This window comes from Belliella filtrata (genome assembly GCF_022549775.1).
GTDB lineage: Bacteria > Bacteroidota > Bacteroidia > Cytophagales > Cyclobacteriaceae > Belliella > Belliella filtrata.
Genome location: NZ_JAKZGP010000030.1, coordinates 40,587 through 56,918, shown reverse-complemented (window position 1 = coordinate 56,918; position 16,332 = coordinate 40,587). Strand labels below are relative to the sequence as shown.

Below are 16,332 nucleotides of genomic sequence, written 5' to 3'. Positions count from 1 at the left end.
CTCATTGTCAATATGTTTAGTTAGTTTTAGCCTGTAATCTTCCTTTTTTTCAGAATTAGAGTTACCCCCTATATACCCCTATAATTTACACATTTTTTTTATTAATTTGCTTAACTAAACGACATTGTATTTTGATTTATAATTTCATTATGCTAGAAAACCAACTTTTTCTAAAATATCACTAGCTAAAAAAAACATTCCTTTTCTCGATCCTCTCTAACCAAAAATCCCAACCTAACCACACTTTAGAATAGCGTGATTAGGCTGGGATTGATAACTTTTGATTTTCAGAATTAATTCTTATAAAGCTGATTGAATAGCAACTTGAACGTGCCGTGAGATTGAGCTCTGTAGGTGATCTCTGGGGTGTAGACGACCAGGGTACCTTTCCCTACTGGCGCAGAGAAACCCGTGATTCCATCCTCCAAATAGGCTTCTCCCCATGCCCATCCACTTTTCAGTGGTGCTGCGGTATCAAACCAACTCAATATTTCTAATCCTTGGAGCTTGGCCTCTGGCTTAAACTTGAACACTGGGTTATTGTTGAATAGCACATCTGCATAATCAGACAAGCCATACGTCGCTGCTAGATTGGTATTGATTTTTGTTTTCAATACACTACCTGGCACATAGTACTGCTCACCTGCAAGCGATTTTTCAGACCCATCCCTTTGGATTTCCACCAGTGCATTCTTCACAGGCAACTCTAAATGATGCGCCAAAACCGCTGCCGAACCTACCGTTACAATTTTACCTCCATTCTCAAGGAATTTTTTCAACTGTGGGATTGACTTGTCTTTCGAAACAGCACCGACCATATGCTTGTATTCATTGGGAACATCTGCCTCATCTATACCTCTAAAACCTCCACCGGAGCTTTCAAAAGATGGGATTCCACCACTGATAAAGAGAATTGCATCATACTTGGAATTTAGATTCCCTTGATCGATTTCTTTGGCAAAGATGAGTTGAAAATCAAAGTTATACTGCTCCAAAATCCATCTCACCCAACCACTTGGCATAGAACCTCCATAGTTATCATAAAGGGCAATTTTGGAAGGTTTGATATAAGCCAATGATTGCGGTACACTTGAAACGGCTACGATAGGTAAGCCATACTGCTGACCAAAAGATGATAGCACATTCTGTCCATCTGAAGGAATGTAAAAAGAACCCGCAGGCATTCCTGCTGAAGCCTCTGTAAGACGAGCGACTTTCACACCTTTTTTCAATAACTCATTGACTATCGAAAATGCATCATTGTGCACACTGCTGATCAGGTATCCTGACTTGGAAGCTTTAATTGTACTTTCTGGCAATTTTTCCAATACACCATAAGCTAATGTCTCGAATGGACCATCAAAACCTTCTAGGATTCTATCAAACTTGACATCCATCTGGTAGGCCAGCGTCCATCCTGCCGCATCATAAGGCCTGATCGGAGGACCTCCTGGATATTGGAAATCATTGGGATAATCTTGTGGCTCAAACATATCAATGATATGTGGTCTAAAAGCTTGGTCTGTTTTGACAATATAAGAGTCTTTAGGGTAAGTTTTCCCTCCTACGCTGAAAGATGATTTTGCTTTTTCAATTCTAATTCCCGTTTTAATCAAGGCATTTACATACTTGACAGCTGTAGCGAAGTCCTTTTGATCTGAAGGAATGATAAAGCCTCTCGGATCTCTTTTTTCAGGTGCTTGATAAATGCTATCATAAAACACTGAAGGAATACCCCATCTCATATTTGAACTCCTTTGACCTTCTTTTTGCGTACTTTCATAGGCAGTCTTGATGGCCTCCACTTTCTTAGGAAATGGTGTCCAGTAGTCTTTGCTTCCTCTGTCTATGGAAGCTTTACCCATTACGTATATGTTATAAAGTAAATGATCTCTATTTCGTGCAGCATAATCCAATACAGCATAGTTCATAGAAACTGAATAATCAATAGATTGCTGAAATCTCCAGTCTTCTTGAGGTGTGACTGGAAAAGGTGTATTTGAATTTGGTATAAGTCTATCAGGTACCAATGGAATTGCCTCGGGATTTGGACCACCGATGATTTCAGTCAATATACCTATCATATTGTGATAATGGGTGGTTGTTCTCAGACCACCATTGTACCAAGTGGAGAAAGAAGATCCATCCATTCTGGTAAAACCAGGCTTATTTTCTGCATTCAGTCTGTTATACATGGCAGCACCTACAGCGTCGATACCTGTCACCATCATTGGATCAAATACATAGTTGAAAGGATCTCTGTACGGAGGGCCTGCCAAAACTGATCCCGCTGGCCCTCTCTGGTGGTGGTTATACATCACTTGAGGAATCCATTCTACAAATAGCTGATAACCCAGATTTGCGGATTCTTTCATATTTTGAATGTAAAAATCCCTGTTATTGTCATGTCCAATGTACTTTTGATACAGTACTGGAAGACCAGAAAGGCTTCTCTCTTCTGGAACAGGCTTTCTCATATACCAGTCACCGATTTTCTCATGTCCATCTGGGTTGGCATGTACGAATAGCGTGATCACATTATCCAGAATCCTTTGATTCTCTTTATCATCTCGTGTAAGGATTTGATAAAGCGTCTCTGTAAGCTGGTGAATACCTACAGTCTCTGTAGAGTGCAAGCCACCATCTATCCATACAACTGCTCTTCCCTCTTCTGCTAGGTCTCTGGCTTCTTGTTCTGTCAATTCTTCGGCACGAGCCATTTTCACAGAGATTTCTTTGAACCGATCGAGTTGCTGATGATTTTCTGGCGAAGTCACGATCATCATCCATTGTTCTCTACCTTCCTCTGACTTCCCTATGGATACTAGTGTAGCTTTGTCAGACAGTTCAGCTAATTTTTTAAAATACGCTTCTGTCTCTGTGTAGTTAGAAATATGATAATCATCCCCCATTCCAAAGCCAAAATGTTCCTTAGGCGTGGGGATAGTCTGGGCACTCAGTCCATGGAGTCCCGTGATGAAGATACCAAGGAGTAGCATTACTCCTTGGTTGATAGTAGATCTCTTTTTGTTTTGCATCATTTAAGGTATGTTTTTGAATCTTACGCCTACTCTACAATCACAAAGCTCACCTCTAGACTCATCGCAAGAGTTGTCATTGTATTGCACTATTCTCGTTCCGTCCTCCATGATAACAATAAATTTGAAGAGAAAATAATCATTTACAGCAACGGTCGATAAGTTGATCTCAGTTAACGCTGCAAGCTCTGAAGGCGTGAAGCTATAAGTCTTCGGAAACTCAGTGACCCGCTCATAAAACCTGTCAGTCGGTCTGATCATGCTTGGCAAAGGAAACTGTCGCTCTGTTGGATGCACTTGTGCTAAGGAGAGCACGATAGGGTACACTGGAGGTACACCTTCTCTCCTATTGAAGCTCACAAACACTTCAATTGCTTGCACTCCAGCTCTTCCTTCAGCATCATAAAAATCCAATGTCCAATTGAAGGTCTGTGAAGTTGCATAATCAGGACTTGCCATATTGAAAAACGACACCTTTGCTGAAGCGAATGTAGGCAAGGCAGAGCTTTCTACATCAAGTGTGACTTTTGGGGTTGGCGCATATTTGAAGTCCTCCCAATCATAATCCACGGTCTTGCATGCTGATGCAAGGCATATAATGAAGCTTAATATTATTAATCTTTTCATAGCTAATTTTCTCTTGGTTACTACTTGATTTACTATCTTCTCCAAAACACAGGGGTGATTTGCTGATCTCTTTGAAGTTGTTCTCTGATTTCTATTACAGTTTCATTGGAAGTCAGCTCTGTTTCAGAAAAGAAAAAACGCTCTGGAAAATCATCCAAAGGAGAAATCAACTCGACTAAAGCCGGCAATCCTGTCCTTCTGTAATCATTGTAAGATTCTATGCCGTTTCCATACATAGCTATCCACTTTTGCATCATAACCAAGGCCAAGCGTTCTTCAGCTGATGCAGCTTGGTATTGCGCCAATAGTCTACTATTGAAAGCATTGATTGTGCTTGTACTGATCGGGAATGCTGGCGAAAGTGCGCTTATAGCCTGCATGTTTGCCGTCACCGCTTGCGTGAGCAATGCTCCTGCATCTTCTCCAGTGCTAAGTGTCAAAGCTGCTTCTGCCCTGTAGAACTTCATCATTACATTGGTAAGAAGAGGTTGTATGCCAGCGCCTGTACCATCTCCATTTGCAAACAAGACCAATCTAAAGGAATTAGCTGTAGAGCCTGTAGTAGCACCTATGTTATTGAGTAAGCCATCATTGTTAGGAAGTGAAGGAATCATACCATTATCATACACACCACCACAAGGATATATTCCTACGATCGCTCTGGTCTGCTGATCTGCTGGAGATGCAGCGCCATCGCCTGGATATCGACCATAGTAGCCTTCACCCACTTGAGAATTTGCTAGTCCAGCTCGTTCGTTCAGTCTGAATATGTAGTACCTCAATCTAGGATCATCTTGCTCTCTCAACCTATCATGAACGACCATACTCACATACCCATCTCTGGAAGGAGAATAAGCTGTCGTATACCATGGATGTCTTGTCTCTGGTGCAGGACTTGACCCAAAGAGAAATGTGAAATCATCAGCATTGCTATCGATCAAGTTGTTTTCAGCCAATAATGCATTAATTCCTTGTGTTGAGACAGAAGGATTCACCTTTCTCGTTTGAATATAAAGTTTGAACTTGAGTGAATTGGCAAATTTGATCCATTTGTCTCTAGAGCCTTGATAAAACAAATCTGAAGAAGGAACTACAGCAAAAGACCTGTTCAAGTCAGCTTTGGCTTCATCGATCAACGCAAAGAGTGAATTGTAAATCTCTTCCCCTTCATCGAACTTAGGATTAGCAACCTTTGCAGCTTCCGAATATGGAAGGTCTCCCCACACATCTACCATGGTACTATATAGGAATGCCTTTTGAAGCTTGGCTATACCTACATAGCCCCAAGCCTCCTCTGCTGTACCAGTATCTATCATTTGTTCCAAATCAGGTATAGCTTGCGTGTAGTAACCTAACCAAGTGCTTTGAAAAGTAGTACCTGTCTGATCCCACCTGTTCAATGATCCAGCTGCCCTGTGTTGAATCACGTTGGAAGCTCCTCTATTGATTGTATTGAAATTTCCCACTATCGACAATTGTGTCGCAGGTAGCAATAGTGCCAATTGTGGATCTGTTGGATTGTTTGGGTCAGCATTGATATCCATGAAAGATTCACAGCTAGTCATTCCAAAGCTAATGCATGCCAACAGGGTAATGATTTTTATATTAATGTATCTCATATCTTTATTCGATTAGAATGTAAACCTTAAGTTGACTCCATATCTTTTGGTAGGAGGAACCCCTAGCTGATCATAACCTAGGTTATTGGCACCAGCAGTGCTCACTTCAGGGTCATAGTTCATGGCAGCAGGGGTATTGGGTGCTTTGTACCAAAGGTTTCTTCCACTCAAGGAGAAAAAGACAGACCCAAAAGGTGTCTTGCTTAACATCTCTCTTGGCAATTGGTATCCCAATGAAATCTCTCTCAACCTGAATACTGTAGCATCAAAAATTGCAGCTTCATTGATATATCCTGCAGAAGGTCCACTAGGTCCAAACCCACTTCCAAAGAAATAATCGTTGTAGTTTAGTGCCGTATTGTTTGGAATCTTGTTTCCATTCTCGTCTAGAAGCGGAGTTCTGGTATTGACATCCCCCATCACTCCATTACCTATTCTAAAAGAATCCCTATCTTCAGTATCTTTTAGAACACCTCTCGCATATGTCTCGCCTATGGTAGTAGAAAGGATATTCCCCCCTTGCTTCCAGTCAAATAAGACATCTAAGGTCACTCCCCTGAATGAAAATGTATTGCTCAATCCTGCAAAAAAGTCTGGATTAGGATCACCAATAGGGCCGTTGGTAGCCGCAGTGATAGGTTTTGCGGTAAGTGGGTTGACTAGAATATTTCCTTCATCATCCCTTGCATATCGAGACCCGAATATCATTCCATAGGGATAGCCTTCTATATGGACATTCCCTCCATAGGTCAGCTGCGCAAAATCACCAAGATCTTCAACCCTGTTTCTATTTCGCGTAAAATTGGCACTGATCGACCAGTTCAATCCACGATCCGACATCAGCGGATTTGCTGTAAGACCTATCTCTATCCCCTTGTTTGATGTTTCTCCCAAATTGATAATTCTAGTCAAGAAACCTGAAGAAGGAGCTGAATTGACTACAAAAATTTGAGAAGTACTCATTTTATTATAGTAGGTCAAGTCTAAGGAGAACAAGTTCTGGAGAAAACTTAACTGAGTCCCGATTTCAAACTCCGTGATAAATTCAGGCTGAAGTTGGTTGTTGCTAAAGCTATTGGATAAGGTTTGCGTACTAACACCCGAACCATTGGCATTGGTAAATGGAGACCCTATTCCACCAAATGCTGCATTGGCATTGAATACATTAATCGTCTGGTAAGGAGAGGCCTCATTACCCACCTTGGTATACCCTGCTCGAATAGTACCATTGTTCAGTATTCTTGAGTTCAACTTCAATGCCTCTGTGAACACCAATGAACCATTGACGCCACCATATAAGTAGCTTCTATTATCCGCAGGTAGTGTTGAGGACACATCATTTCTACCCACAAAATTCAAGGATGCGTAATTCTTATAATCGAAGGTCAAATCCCCAAAGAAAGCATAAAAGCGTTGCTTGATCAGCGCTTGGTTGTTCGGGATTCCACCCAATGTAATGGTGGTAGTATTTCTAATATCATTGAGTCCTGCGACGATAATTCCGTCACCTGAAAATGCTGACCTTCGCGTCATTCTTTGGTTGATATTGTTTCCAAGAATCAACCTAGCACTAATGTCTTCTGTAAGCTTAGTATTGATAGTAGCCAAGAGCACATTATCCAATTCCTCACGATAAATGTTATCAGTATTGATTGTACCATTAGCATATACACTTGAACCCTTACCAAGTACACTGATACGATCATCCACGAAGCTATTGAAGCCAAATGTATTCTGGATAGTCAGCCAAGGAGTGACATCTTTTCCGATTACAAAACTTCCGAATGTCCTGTCGACATTACTTGTAGAAGGGCTATGCTTTACAGACCAATATGGATTATCCAAGGCCCTATAGTAAACGTTCTCACCAGTCACAGGATTCTCAAAAGGGTAGTTGGTCAAATCATAACTAGTCGGCATAAAAAGCAAATTACCCATAACCGATCCAGAACCTCCAATAGGTGGACTGGTTTGATTGGTCTTGACATAATTCAATGTTCCTCGTACAAAAAAGCCATTATCAAGCTTCGCACTACCGCCAAGATTAAAGGATGTTCTTGTGATACTGTTACCTGGCACTACACCATCATTACTTGTGCGCGTGAATCCTGCCGTTAAGCTACTTTTCTCATTCCCTCCATTGATCATGATAGAGTTTTCGAACAAGTTGCCATTTCGGAAGAAGTTATCAATGTTTTCTTTGATATATGATCTGTAAGGCACTTGGACAGGAGTCACACCATCTGCTTCATAAAACTCCGGAAATTGAGAAGAAGGATTGGAGCTCAATGCCAATGGATGAGGAATAGTTGGTCTACTTGAGTAGGGTGAGCCATAAGATCCATATACCCCCGCTCTATAATCCCCATTGGTACCTTGTCCATACAAAGTCTGAAATTCAGGAACACCAGATACTTGCTCATTGGAGTAAGAAGTATTATAGGTGATTTCCATCCCCTTTCTACCCTTTTTGGATCCAGTTTTTGTAGTAATGATGATAGCGCCATTTGCAGCTCTTGATCCATAAAGTGCAGAAGCCGCTGCACCTTTCAACACCGTCAGGTTCTCTATATTGTTAGGATCAATATCAAATGCTCTGCTCGAAGTCGATTGACTACTTTGCGTTTGCCTAGTACCTCCTGACTCGAAAGTAGAGTTATCGAAAGGAACACCGTCTACTACAAACAAAGGTTGATTATTATTTCCCAAAGAGGAATTCCCCCTGATTGAAATATTGGTAGAACCCCCAGCTACACCTCCTCCCCCTTGGATATTGACCCCGGCCATCTTTCCAGTAAGGGCACGCACTGGGTCTGGCTCATTTCTTTGACTAAGCTTATCACTGTCCAAAGTGGACACCGAATATCCCAGCGTATTAGTATTTCTCTCAATACCCGCCGCAGTCACAATAACTTCAGATAACTGCACACTATCCGATAACTTGACGATGATCTCACTTTGGTTGGCAATATTGATCTCTACCTTCTCAAAACCAATGTAAGAAACCACAATAATCGTTTCCGTTGGATTCAAATCCAATACGAAAACACCATCTAAATCTGTAACAGCTCCTTTGGTTGTACCTTTTACGAGCACATTTGCTCCAGGAATCGGCTCTCCCTGATCATCTAATACTTTCCCTGTAACACTTCGCTGCTGGCCATAGCCCAATTGGCTAAATAGCAACATGATCATTAGCAAAGCAAGCTTCAAACTGTGCCGTGCAATGTCTAATAAATAGAACTTTGTAAATCTTTCCTGCATAGGATCTTCATTTGGTTGGTGAAACGACATAATAATTCCAGCCCAATAAAATTGAGAATATAGAATATAAACTAACAGTTACTCTGGGGAATAGTGTGAATTAGAAAATATTACGTTATGCGCATAAAAAATTACGTAATAAAATTCTTCTGAAAATTTAAGGAAAAAGATTTTTTACACAAATCAAAACCGAACTTTTTTTATAAGTAGATTACACAAGCGGTCAAATACCTATCATTATTATAACAATTTTAAAAATCGAGTTCAATTTTTAACCATAAAACTAATTTTTAACATATTTTATTTAAATTTCAGTTAAAAAAAATTTCAATTAATAACATATAAGAAAATATCCCCACGCCTAAAATTAGGTTCAGTCATCCAGTAGAAATGTAACAATCTGTAGACACTCCAATAGTTGTATCACAGATAAATTGAAGAGGTACTTCTGGATCTTTATCTATGCACATCTTATATTCATCAATATCTAAATCTTGAAAAAACATATATACTTTAGCTACTATAATCTTTTCAGATTTAAATGTTCAAAAAACGCACTCATGAGATGGCAGTGGAAGTGTTTTAAAGAGATTGGCTGATTCATCTAGGAGAAAGTGGTATTTTTTACTATTTTACAATTTCTATTAGAAATGATATGTTTAAAAAAATAGCATTAGCACTGGCATTTTCTCCTCGAATGGAAGCCTTGATTTGTGAATCAAAGCGACTCAAAGATCTATTTGGATCGGAATTGATCTTGATTCATGTTGGCAAAAAAACCGAAACACTGGAGCAAAACCTATTAACAATCCTTGAAAATCACCAAGTCAATCTTCAGAAAGTGAAAGTGTTCTGGGAAGACGGGAAGCCCGCAAAAAAAATCATTCAAATCTGTGACCGAGAGAATGTAGACCTTCTAGTCTCTGGAGCGCTAAAAACAGAAGGTTTTTTCAAATACTACATCGGGTCGATTGCCAGGAAAATCATCCGAAAATCCAAATGCTCTGTGCTCACACTAGTAGAACCCATGCTAGCTCCTACATCCTTTGACAAAGTAGTGATCAATGGAACTCAGCAAGACCAAACTCCCCATGTGATAGAAAGAGGAATTTCATGGTGTAAACTAGACCAAGCCAAACAAGTCTATGTTGTAAATGAGATAAAGATGTACGGGATTCAAATGGCCACTGCTGGTGAAGGCGGGGAACAAGAGATCTCAAGCACAAGAAGAAAACTAGTAGGAGAAGAAGTCGCCTATGTAGAAAATATTCTTAAAGATATCGATAAAGGAAACTTACGTGTTAATGTTAAAATTACCTGTGGCAAATGGGCTGTAGAATTGGCTCGATTCTCAACCGACTTTGGCGCTGACCTCCTTATTGTAGGGGATGAAGGCAATCTGGGATTTCTGGATCGACTTTTCCCTCACGACTTAGAGGACATTTTGAGTGACCTTCCCTGTAACTTACTAATCATCAAAAAATAGGAGGCTACATATGGAAAGTTTATCGCATCAGGATGTAGTCAATCTCTTTCTGCAGCTAGCGGCTATGCTATTGCTGGCTAGGGTATTTGCAGAAATTGCACAAAAATTCAAACAACCGGCAGTAGTTGGAGAATTGCTTGCTGGGATTATTTTAGGACCAACAATTTTGGGAACACTCGTCCCAGGCGCTTTTGATTTCCTATTTGCCAGCAACCCAAGTGCAAATTTGGCTCTGGATGGCTTTGTACAAATCGCGGTGGTGCTACTACTGTTTATCGCAGGACTGGAAGTAGAGCTTCACTTGGTTTGGTCTCAAGGCAAATCAGCCTTGAGCATTAGCTTATTAGGCTTGGTGGTTCCTTTTGTATTGGGTTTTATATTCCCATACTATTTCTCAACATTCTTTGGCTTGGCTGACGGTGACAGGCTCCTGTTCTCCTTATTTATGGGCACAGCCATGTCAATCACCGCATTACCAGTCGTGGTGAGGATATTGATGGACATGAACCTCTTCAAAACACGCATGGGTATGCTGATCGTAGCTTCAGCCATGGTTAACGATATCATAGGATGGCTTATATTTTCTGTAATTCTATCTTTCATGGGCAAAGGAAGCTCTCTTTCTCTAGCTCAAACGATAGGAGTCACCTTACTATTCACCTTCTTTATGCTGACATTAGGCAAGATCATCATCAATAGGGTATTGCCTTGGGTCAACAAAAAGCTGGCATGGCCTGGAGGTGTCCTATCCTTATCGATGGCATTTTGTTTTATGGCAGCAGCATTTACAGAATGGCTTGGCATACACTCTATCTTTGGTGCATTTTTACTTGGTGTGGCACTTGGTGACTCGGAACATATGTCAGAGAGAGCAAAGGAAATCGTCCATCAATTTATCAACAATATCTTTGCACCCTTATTCTTTGTCTCCATTGGACTCAAAATCAATTTCGTTGCCAATTTCGACTTATTATTGACCCTGGCAGTTTTGGCTATTTCCTTTGCTGGAAAAATCGTAGGAAGTGGATTTGGGGCTTACAGAGGAGGCTTCAATGTCAAAGAATCTTTAGCAGTAGGCTTTGGAATGAATGCTAGAGGAGCTATGGAGATTATATTGGGTCTAATTGCACTGGATAATGGATTGATTGACGAAAAGCTCTTTGTGGCCTTGGTAATCATGGCCATAGTGACAAGCATGAGTAGTGGACCTTTGATGAAATGGTCACTCAAAACAAGTTCTGTTCAAAAATTGTAATATCAGAGCAAAAATATAATTATTTGAACTTTCAATTGTTAATAAACCTAAAATATACACCTGACAATGGTACATTGGTAAGGATTTTGTGCTTCAAGCAATATCTTAAACTAAATCTAACCAATATGAATTGCACAAAAAACATGTGTTCGAAACTATTCACCTTGCTATCTATATTTACATTATTCAGCTTTGGGTTAATGGCGCAACAAATGCCACCAGCTCAACAAATGGAAGTTAAAGAAGATTTCAAAGATGATGAGTTGAAGGAATTTGTGAAAATCAACAAAGAGTTGATGCCACTTCAAGAGAAGTCTCAAGAAAAAATGGTAGATGCTATAGAAGATAGTGGTCTTACTGTAGAAAGGTTTCAAGCTTTAGCACAAGCACAGCAGTCAGGATCTTTGACTGAAGTAGCAGAAGGCCCTGAGGAAATGGCACAGTTCAACGAAGCTGGCCAGAAAGTGATGGGCATGCAAGAAGAATTACAGTCAGGAATTCAAAAAGTAATTAACGATAGTAAACTATCAGAAACAGAGTTCCAACAAATGTATATGGCATACACTCAGAGTCCGAAGGTAAAGGAGAAAGTAGATGAATTAATGGATAAAGAGAACGATTAATTTATTGATTATTTCAAAATCTTAATATCAAAAAAAGGTCAAACCAATGCGGTTTGACCTTTTTTTGTACTCGATTCAAATTGAAAAATAAGTCAATTCCAATCACTGAAAATTAAAAAAACTTAAGTAATTACTTCAATTTCCCTTCGGTATCATTGAAGTTTCCAGTTACTGTAGCGCCATTGTTCTTGGTTACATTACCATACACTGTGATGCTATTATTTTCCCCAACAAACTCAAGCTTGGAATTTGAATTCATAACCAAGTCACCATAGATCACTACAGAACCGTTGATTTTCAAATGGCCATTCAGGTGCATTCTCGAATTGATATTTCTACCATGTGCAAAACTACCTGACATCTCAAATAAGCCACGGCTATTGATATTTAGTTGATCCCAAATAGCTACCGAACCACAGAAAGTAAGTGTTCCATTTACGTTTACATTCGACAAAGCAGCAGAACCTGTAAATCTCATGTTATCATTCGAGTTTACATTCAAGTTAGAGCTACCAGTGTAAGGAGATGTGTTTTCACAGTTGATAGCTGGCACTACAGGCGCAGGAATATCTTCCTTTCTAATCAACTCTAAAATCTGTAATCCCCCTGTTCCTGAAGCTACAAAAAGATGTTTTCCTTTGATTTTAACAAAATTAGAAGAACCTTCAAGACCTATAAAACCTAAAGTCTCCAAGGTTTGATTGTCTAGCACTTCAACTACAGATACTCCAGCTCCACCATTAGCCATTAACAACAAACCTTCATCAAATGATACTGCATTGGTAACGATATCTTCTGTATCAACACCTTCAGGGTTTAGAACGATAGGAATTCTCTTCACAAGGCTTCCAGCAGGAAGGGCATAGACACCAGCACCATTTGCTCCTTCTGATGCAAATAGCAAACCTTCAGCCATATCAAGTGTACGCTTCGCTTCAGGCGTATCTTGATCTAAGGCGATCTTACTTAAAGCACTTAGGTTTGAAGGGCTCCATAGTGAAATTCCTTCTGTTCCACTCAAGGTAGCAATGGTATTGCTACCATAAGCTACATCTCTGAGGTCCTGTACAGGAGTGGTGATGATTGTTTCCTGATTTGAATCAAATAAAGCAAGAACACCGTCACTTCCAGAAGCAACAGCAGCACGTTCGCCAGCAATGGTCACTCCAATACTAGCCGATCCAGCAATATTTGCACGAACAAATTCAGAGGTAAAACCACCATTAGCCACTGACACCGTTAGGTATTGTGCGGCAGTTTCGATAGTAGGTTCAGCGTCTACATCGTATGCAGCCGCAATATGTAACCTCCCTTGATGATACTTGATAGCATTGATATCAGCAGTGGTGAAAATAGCTTGCGCAGTGATTCTTGGCTTAGTAGGCTCAGAAATATCATAGATTTCGATAGCACCAAGAAAATCAGCACCTTCTTTATTGTAACTGACATATGCATAATCCCCATTGATATCGACATGGGTTGCTCGAAGTGACTTACCACTGTAGCTTGGCGCATCAGCTTGTGCTACAAGTGCCATTGGAATTTTTCCTGAAGGAATTTCATCCTCAGAAACTCTACCACTAGCAAAGGCAGGATTGACGATTTGGACTACACCAGCATTGCTCCTGTTGATTCTAGCAGAAAGCTGATCACTGTCAGTGCTTAAAATGATATTATTCCTATCAATAGGATTTTCGCGACTATTATCGCATGCAAATGCTACGACAAGAAGTAAAATGAGACTGCAAATTTTTCTCATGGAAAATTTTGTTTTTTATTAATGTAAAATTGTAATTCGAAATAATTTGTATGTTTTATAAAACAAATTAAAATAAAATTTCTTCACTAAAAACCATATTCTTTAATTATTTCTTTAAAACCTTTAAGTGCTCCACATTTTGCCCCCAAAGAACCTCTACCACGAAGACACCTTTTGGCACTTGAGGTAGTATCATTGCTAGCTGATCATTCATTTCCTGTTCCGATTTGGCAGAAAAAGATGGAGACATATAAGTTGGGTGTACAAGCCTGAATGAAAGCGGCTCATCATGATATTGGTGTCCATTGATCAGGGAGACTTTCAAAGATTCTCCAGCTGTAGGATTTGGATAAGCTCTCCATACACCTTTGGCAGCGCCAACATCAGTTACGCTTACAGCCACAGTTTTACTATAGGAATAGCTACCAGAGAAATCCACTTGCTTCAACCTATAGTAGATGGTAGCACCTACAAGAGGCAAGTCCTTATCTACATATTTGTAATCAGACCTATCATCAGCATACCCCGCACCTTCTACCTCACTAACCTTCTCAAAATTTGCCACGTTATTCACGGATCTTTCCACTTCAAAATGTGAGTTTTCCCATTCCTTTGCAGTAGCCCAAGAGAGAATAGCAGATCTATCTTCTTGGATATAGGAGGCTTTGATGTCGAGGAATTCTACGGGGAGGATACGAAAGGATTCATATCTAATTATTACAATACCAGACCCACCATTACCTCCAGGTCGATTATTCCCACCAGCTCCACCTCCTCCACTGCCTGAATTTGCAGCACCATTTTGAGCAGTATTATTTGCACTCCCTCCATTACCTCCACCACCCATTCCACCATTACCACTATTGTTATTTCCTCCTGCTCCACCTCCACCACCGGCTGCATAATATTTTTCAATCCCAGATATTAAACTCATAATTCCACTGCCCCCATTCCTTGAATCATTTCCATTTAAGCTTGATGCATTAGCACCACCTCCACCTCCTCCATATTGGTTGTCAGAGATTCCACTACTTGAAGAATTGCCTCCTGGATATCCACTTCCATTTCCTGTTGCGCCATTTCCACTTTGACCATTGCCTTGTGCACCAGCCCCACCACCTGATGAATTATTCGTTCCAGACAAACCATTTTGAACATTTGACATGCCGCCACCGCCACCGCCACCAGCTATAAAGTTACTTCCATTATTAAACGTAGATTGTTGACCGTTTCTTTGAGCAGGCACGGTAGATGCGCCATCCCCGCCTGTACCTATAGTGATATTGTATAATTGTCCTGCTGGAATACCAGATGGTATGCTAACTGTTTGAAAAACCACTGCACCACCTCCTCCTCCTCCACCAGCTTTATTTGAATTTCCTGAATTAGTTCTTCCACCCGCTCCACCACCACCTACTACTAATACTTGGTATTCAGTTAAGCCCTGAGGTGGTGTCCAAGTACCATCGCAATAATATGTAATGATTACTGCTTCACCACTATTTATAGATTGAGTTACTGTGCAGTTTTGACTACATCCAGAAGGGTTTATCGATTTTGTTCGATAGCAAGCTTGAGGACCTATATTACCTTGCATACTTCCAGTCCTTTCACCAACAACATAAAATTTTGATGTATTAGCAAGGTTGACAGGATTATTACTTGAAACGATGTGATTTCCATTGACTTGAATGTAAGAATTTCCAGAACCATTATATGAACCTCCACCACTTTGTGAAAAATTATTCCCAACTCTAATATCAGTATTACCCGATGCATTAAATGAACCATTATTTAGATTTACATTATTGCTAACTCTTACAAGGGAAATATTTATCGCATTTAAACTTCCTCCTGAGTTGAAAGTCAAGTCTCTGGTTAAGAATTCACCATTCACATTTAATGTTGTATTTGAATTGATTGTTGTTGTATTGAGAACAATTAGTTTCGAACCTTCTTCTACATTGATCTGAGCATTATTCGATTCAAGAATTAGATCTCTTACTATCACAGTACTATTACCTGTTATGTTAATAACACCACCTCTATTAATGGCTAAGGTCCCGTTAGAAATATCTATTTCACCACCATTGTTGACTTTAAAGACAATGTTATTAGGAGCTGGTAAACTTGACCCGCTTGTGTTAAAACTTACATTTCCTTGAAATCTTAATTTACCATTTACACCATTTACATTTAAAGCACCAAAGTATCCACCTCCAAATGAAGCGTTAGCTTGATCAAAAAAAACTTCATGGTTGATATTTACATCTACTCGACATGCCGCGGCATAATCACTTGTTGAAGGAGGGGCATTTCTTTGAGTACCACAAGAATTCGGATTTGTCCTGGTCCAAATTCCGGCAGTACTCCAATTACCATTTTGGTTACTGGTAAATGTCTGTCCCAACACCTCACTAGAAAGGATAGAGAAAAAGAGGGGAAAGGTCAATAGTAAGCTAAAGTAAAAGTTTATTCTCATATTATTTAAGGCAAAGGGGACAATTAAAGGGATGTCGTACTAAGTGGAAAAAGGATAGATAAATTATTAACCCAAACCTGCCTTAACTCACTGATCTTGACAATGCAAAGATAAGGCGAAATAAATTTATATTGCAATAAAAATATTTTAAAATACATATTATTGTATTTATAAATCAA

Annotated in this window: 9 protein-coding genes; 3 read left to right on the top strand and 6 right to left on the bottom strand. The window is 39.8% G+C overall.

The annotated features are described in order from the left end of the window. Positions 1-293 precede the first annotated feature (293 nt). The 4 genes from MM239_RS12215 to MM239_RS12200 are packed head-to-tail and all read right to left on the bottom strand — an operon-like array spanning position 294 to position 8,548. Positions 294-3,038 carry a M14 family metallopeptidase gene (locus tag MM239_RS12215; RefSeq protein ID WP_241348529.1) on the bottom strand — a complete coding sequence of 915 codons (2,745 nt, stop codon included), beginning with the start codon at positions 3,036-3,038 and terminating at the stop codon, positions 294-296. 3 nt (positions 3,039-3,041) lie between these two features. Then, positions 3,042-3,665 carry a hypothetical protein gene (locus MM239_RS12210; RefSeq protein WP_241348525.1) on the bottom strand — a complete coding sequence of 208 codons (624 nt, stop codon included), beginning with the start codon at positions 3,663-3,665 and terminating at the stop codon, positions 3,042-3,044. Between the two features lie 32 nt (positions 3,666-3,697). Next, positions 3,698-5,284: a SusD/RagB family nutrient-binding outer membrane lipoprotein gene (locus MM239_RS12205; RefSeq protein WP_241348524.1), complete on the bottom strand. Its 1,587-nt coding sequence runs from the start codon at positions 5,282-5,284 to the stop codon at positions 3,698-3,700. A gap of 12 nt (positions 5,285-5,296) precedes the next feature. Continuing rightward, positions 5,297-8,548 carry a SusC/RagA family TonB-linked outer membrane protein gene (locus MM239_RS12200; RefSeq protein WP_241348523.1) on the bottom strand — a complete coding sequence of 1,084 codons (3,252 nt, stop codon included), beginning with the start codon at positions 8,546-8,548 and terminating at the stop codon, positions 5,297-5,299. A 655-nt stretch (positions 8,549-9,203) separates the two neighbouring features. Here MM239_RS12200 and MM239_RS12195 point away from each other — a divergent pair. The 3 genes from MM239_RS12195 (at position 9,204) to MM239_RS12185 (ending at position 11,912) form a co-directional block, all read left to right on the top strand. Beyond that, the gene (locus MM239_RS12195) at positions 9,204-10,034 is read left to right on the top strand and encodes a universal stress protein (RefSeq protein WP_241348522.1); all 831 of its coding nucleotides are present in this window, start codon (positions 9,204-9,206) and stop codon (positions 10,032-10,034) included. A 10-nt stretch (positions 10,035-10,044) separates the two neighbouring features. Next, positions 10,045-11,289: a cation:proton antiporter gene (locus MM239_RS12190; RefSeq protein ID WP_241348521.1), complete on the top strand. Its 1,245-nt coding sequence runs from the start codon at positions 10,045-10,047 to the stop codon at positions 11,287-11,289. A 125-nt stretch (positions 11,290-11,414) separates the two neighbouring features. After that, a complete protein-coding gene (locus tag MM239_RS12185; protein WP_241348520.1) occupies positions 11,415-11,912 on the top strand; it encodes a DUF4168 domain-containing protein in 498 nt (165 codons plus the stop codon). Positions 11,913-12,042: 130 nt separating this feature from the next. Here MM239_RS12185 and MM239_RS12180 read toward each other — a convergent pair whose 3' ends face one another. After that, positions 12,043-13,671 (bottom strand): LVIVD repeat-containing protein, encoded by a 1,629-nt coding sequence (locus MM239_RS12180; RefSeq protein WP_241348519.1) that lies wholly within the window; start codon positions 13,669-13,671, stop codon positions 12,043-12,045. A 106-nt stretch (positions 13,672-13,777) separates the two neighbouring features. Then, complete coding sequence (locus tag MM239_RS12175; RefSeq protein ID WP_241348518.1) at positions 13,778-16,153, bottom strand: glycine-rich domain-containing protein; 2,376 nt, start codon at positions 16,151-16,153, stop codon at positions 13,778-13,780. Between the last annotated feature and the right edge of the window lie 179 nt (positions 16,154-16,332).

What these genes read in the sequence shown, in the direction of transcription:
- MM239_RS12205 (WP_241348524.1), bottom strand. Translation starts at nt 5,284, where the DNA reads ATGAGATACATTAATATAAAAATCATTACCCTGTTGGCATGCATTAGC.
- MM239_RS12180 (WP_241348519.1), bottom strand. Translation starts at nt 13,671, where the DNA reads ATGAGAAAAATTTGCAGTCTCATTTTACTTCTTGTCGTAGCATTTGCA.
- MM239_RS12195 (WP_241348522.1), top strand. Translation starts at nt 9,204, where the DNA reads ATGTTTAAAAAAATAGCATTAGCACTGGCATTTTCTCCTCGAATGGAA.
- MM239_RS12185 (WP_241348520.1), top strand. Translation starts at nt 11,415, where the DNA reads ATGAATTGCACAAAAAACATGTGTTCGAAACTATTCACCTTGCTATCT.
- MM239_RS12200 (WP_241348523.1), bottom strand. Translation starts at nt 8,548, where the DNA reads ATGCAGGAAAGATTTACAAAGTTCTATTTATTAGACATTGCACGGCAC.
- MM239_RS12210 (WP_241348525.1), bottom strand. Translation starts at nt 3,665, where the DNA reads ATGAAAAGATTAATAATATTAAGCTTCATTATATGCCTTGCATCAGCA.
- MM239_RS12190 (WP_241348521.1), top strand. Translation starts at nt 10,045, where the DNA reads ATGGAAAGTTTATCGCATCAGGATGTAGTCAATCTCTTTCTGCAGCTA.
- MM239_RS12175 (WP_241348518.1), bottom strand. Translation starts at nt 16,153, where the DNA reads ATGAGAATAAACTTTTACTTTAGCTTACTATTGACCTTTCCCCTCTTT.
- MM239_RS12215 (WP_241348529.1), bottom strand. Translation starts at nt 3,038, where the DNA reads ATGCAAAACAAAAAGAGATCTACTATCAACCAAGGAGTAATGCTACTC.